At 37.8% G+C, this 3,391-nt stretch carries 4 protein-coding genes; 1 reads left to right on the top strand and 3 read right to left on the bottom strand.

Annotation, left to right across the window (positions count from 1 at the left end):
• The coding region (locus tag VNZ46_RS09465) for a hypothetical protein (protein WP_325559886.1) at positions 1 to 694 on the bottom strand (694 nt) is incomplete at its 3' end.
• A 3-nt stretch (positions 695 to 697) separates the two neighbouring features.
• Positions 698 to 1,684 (bottom strand): 6-phosphofructokinase, encoded by a 987-nt coding sequence (pfkA, locus tag VNZ46_RS09460; protein WP_133780172.1) that lies wholly within the window; start codon positions 1,682 to 1,684, stop codon positions 698 to 700.
• A gap of 118 nt (positions 1,685 to 1,802) precedes the next feature.
• Between pfkA and VNZ46_RS09455 the strand changes: the two genes are divergently transcribed.
• Complete coding sequence (locus VNZ46_RS09455) at positions 1,803 to 2,492, top strand: NUDIX hydrolase (RefSeq protein ID WP_108555819.1); 690 nt, start codon at positions 1,803 to 1,805, stop codon at positions 2,490 to 2,492.
• Positions 2,493 to 2,545: 53 nt separating this feature from the next.
• On the opposite strand, the gene VNZ46_RS09450 is transcribed toward VNZ46_RS09455, so the two are convergent.
• On the bottom strand, positions 2,546 to 3,391 hold an 846-nt coding region (locus VNZ46_RS09450; RefSeq protein ID WP_325559885.1), incomplete at its 5' end, for an N-acetylglucosamine kinase.

Below are 3,391 nucleotides of genomic sequence, written 5' to 3'. Positions count from 1 at the left end.
GTTTGATCACAGGCATCAGGTAAATTTTAACATAACGTTCAAAGGCCTCATCTATAGATTTCTGTATAAAACTATGATTTCTGTTGTCTACAAAAAAATCAAAAAAAGAACTTAAAAACTGCTGTGCCAGCGGCTTCTTGTAAATTCTGTCCAGTACCTGCGCGCGGTCAAGATTGTATTTATTATCAAGCTGACTGGCTAACTCTTCAGGAAGTTTCTCTGTCATAAAACTTTTCAGAAGCATTTTTCCCAAATAGTTTGAAGAACCCTCATCTCCAAGAATAAATCCTAAACCAAAATTATTGGCTTCCAGATTTTTTCCGTCGAAATAGGCACAGTTGGCGCCGCTACCCAAAATCCCTATAATTCCGCTATTTGTATAGCAAGCAGATATGGCTGCACCATACAAATCGTCTTTAACCGAGATTTTACTATATTTAAAGAACATTGACAGCGTTTCAGTCAGCTCGTTGATTCTTTGCTCTGAAGTCGCTCCAGCTGCAAAAACATACATCTTCTTTATGCTTTCTGCATAATTGATCAATGTTGTTTTTTTGTTTAGCATTTGAAGGATAGACTTTTGATCATTAAAACAAGGATTAATGCCTGGCATACTACATTCTGCGATGGTTTTTCCATCCTTAGCTATTTTCCAAAAAGCTGTTTTAGAACCACTGTATACTACCGCTACCATATGTTATATTGATAAAACCTTTGTCATCTCCAACAGATCACTTTCCAACTTAAAAGTATGATTGCTTAAAGCATCGTCTATGCTGGTTGTTTTAATGTCATTTCCACGCAAACCGACCATTTGTCTGGTATTGCCCTTTAACATTTCATTAACGGCTGCAAATCCTAAACGACTGCCTAAAATCCTGTCAAAACTACTTGGACTACCACCACGCTGCAGGTGTCCTAATATGGTTACCTTGGTATCGTAATGGTTAAATTTCTCTTTCACTTTTTTTGCAATATCATAAGCTCCGCCAGCTTTATGGCCTTCGGATACAATAACGATACTGGAAGATTTTTTAGTACTTGCACCTGAAGCCAACTGGGCAACAAGTTCATCTATACTGGTGTGGCGTTCTGGCAACAAGACTGCTTCGGCACCGCTTGCTACGGCGCTTCTTAATGCGATACATCCGGAATCACGGCCCATCACTTCTATAAAGAACAAACGGTCGTGAGAATCAGCAGTATCTCTGATCTTGTCAATAGCTTCTATAACGGTATTAATAGCTGTGTCGTAACCCAAGGTAAAGTCTGAACCGTAAAGATCATTGTCAATGGTACCTGGAATACCCATTACTTTAATGTCATATTTTTTGGAAAAATTGCGGGCTCCGGTAAATGTTCCATCACCACCAATTACGATTAATCCATCAATATCACGGGCTTTTAAATTTTGGAAGGCTGTTTCCATTCCTTCTTCTGTTTTAAACGCTAAACAACGGGCTGTTTTTAAAATTGTACCACCAAGATGAATGATATTACTTACAGAGCGAGCATCCATCGGATTAATATTATTATTAATTAACCCCTGATAACCTTGTAAAACTCCAAACATATTAATACCATTGTATATGCCAGTTCGAACAACAGCTCTTATGCAAGCATTCATCCCCGGAGCGTCTCCTCCGGAGGTAAGTACAGCGATATTTTTTATATTTGGTCTCATCTTAATTATATTACGAATATAGTGTGTATTTACTACACTAAGTAATTTATTTTTATTTTTTTTATGTAATATTGCATCAAGTACATTTATTTGCTTTTGTATTTAAAAATTTAATGGTTTGAAAGAAGATTTACCACAGTTTAATTCAACGTTCTCTATTGATTGTGTTGTATTCGGATTTGATGAAGGAGAATTAAAAGTTCTGCTGATTGAAAGAAATGAAGAACCATTTAAAGACTGGTGTGCATTGCCAGGAAATTTGGTTAGGGTAGACGAGAGTCTGGATCAGTCCGCTTCGCGGATTTTGAAGGAACTTACTGGTCTGGGTGATATTTTTATGGAGCAATATTACACCTTTGGAGATGTGCAGCGCCACCCTCAGGGCAGGGTAATCAGTATTGCTTATTATGCATTGCTGAGACTAGGTGGAGATAAAGCTTTAAAGCCCCTTACAAGTTATGCAAAAAAGGCGTTCTGGAAAAATGTAAGTGATCTCCCGAAGCTTGCTTTTGATCATCAGATGATCTTTGAAAAGGGGCTGGAAAAAATTAAGAGAAGGATTAAACATCAGCCTATCGCTTTTGAACTATTACCTGAGAAATTTACACTAACCCAGTTGCAAAATGTATATGAACTTATCATTGGCAAGAAGTTGGACAAGAGAAATTTCAGGAAAAAGATGCTGAGTTTCGGTGTGCTGAAAGAACTGGATGAAAAGCAAAAGGGGGTTTCTTTCAGAGCGGCTATGCTGTATAAATTTGACCGGAGGAAATACGCTAAATTGTTTGGTAAAGAGATCTCTTTTTAGAGAGGGGTTTCAATAAAAAAAAATCCCCGGGACCTTAAATTCCGGGGATTTTTTTATGCTTTTGATTTACTCAAATGATAATCTACCAGATCATCTATAGGTGAGCGGATGATTTTTCCTACACCCATTTCATAGCGGTCGGCCACGATGCTCAGGATATCTCTGAAGCTATATCCTACAGAACCTACACAGTTTAATTTGTACGATTTATAGTTTGGATAATGGATCACCAGATTCTCAAAGAAGGCAGTGAAAGCATATTCTATTGTAGAGAAAGTATAGTCTTCATAGTTATCTTTGTAGTCATATAAGAATTTACTGAAACTTGCGCAAAAACGGTTTGGCAGGGGTTTGTTGTAGATATGATCAAAAATATCCTCGTTGGTCAAGGCAAAATTATCATAGAAACTCTCTCTTAAGCCTTTTGGCATGTAGCCTTTCATGTAATCACTTAAAATGCGTTTTCCAATAAAACACCCGCTTCCCTCATCGCCCAGGAAGTAGCCAAGAGAATCAATATTCAGGGTAATGTCGGTGCCATCATAAAGGCAACTGTTTGTTCCAGTTCCAAGAATGGCAGCAAATCCTTCTTCGTCACCAAGTAATGCCCTGCAGGAGGCCATCAAATCATGGCCAATGCTTATTTTTGCATTAGGAAATACCTGTTGCATAGCGTCTTCAACAATTTTTCTTTTGGCATCTGTTGAGCAGCCCGCACCGTAGTAATAAACTTCAGTCAGTTTATCTGCTTCCACATGATCTGGAAGAGTTTTTCTTAGCGAATCAATGATATACTCTGTGCTTGAAAAGTAAGGATTGTATCCTTCTGTATTAAAATGAATTTTTCTACCTGCTTCATTAATTAAGCACCAATTGGTTTTGGTTGAACCACCGTCTGC

Source organism: Pedobacter sp., from assembly GCF_035566355.1.
Taxonomy (GTDB): Bacteria; Bacteroidota; Bacteroidia; order Sphingobacteriales; family Sphingobacteriaceae; genus Pedobacter.
Note: the sequence above shows the minus strand (reverse complement) of the source record. Positions and strands in the feature narration are given on the sequence as shown.

What these genes read in the sequence shown, in the direction of transcription:
- pfkA (WP_133780172.1), bottom strand. Translation starts at nt 1,684, where the DNA reads ATGAGACCAAATATAAAAAATATCGCTGTACTTACCTCCGGAGGAGAC.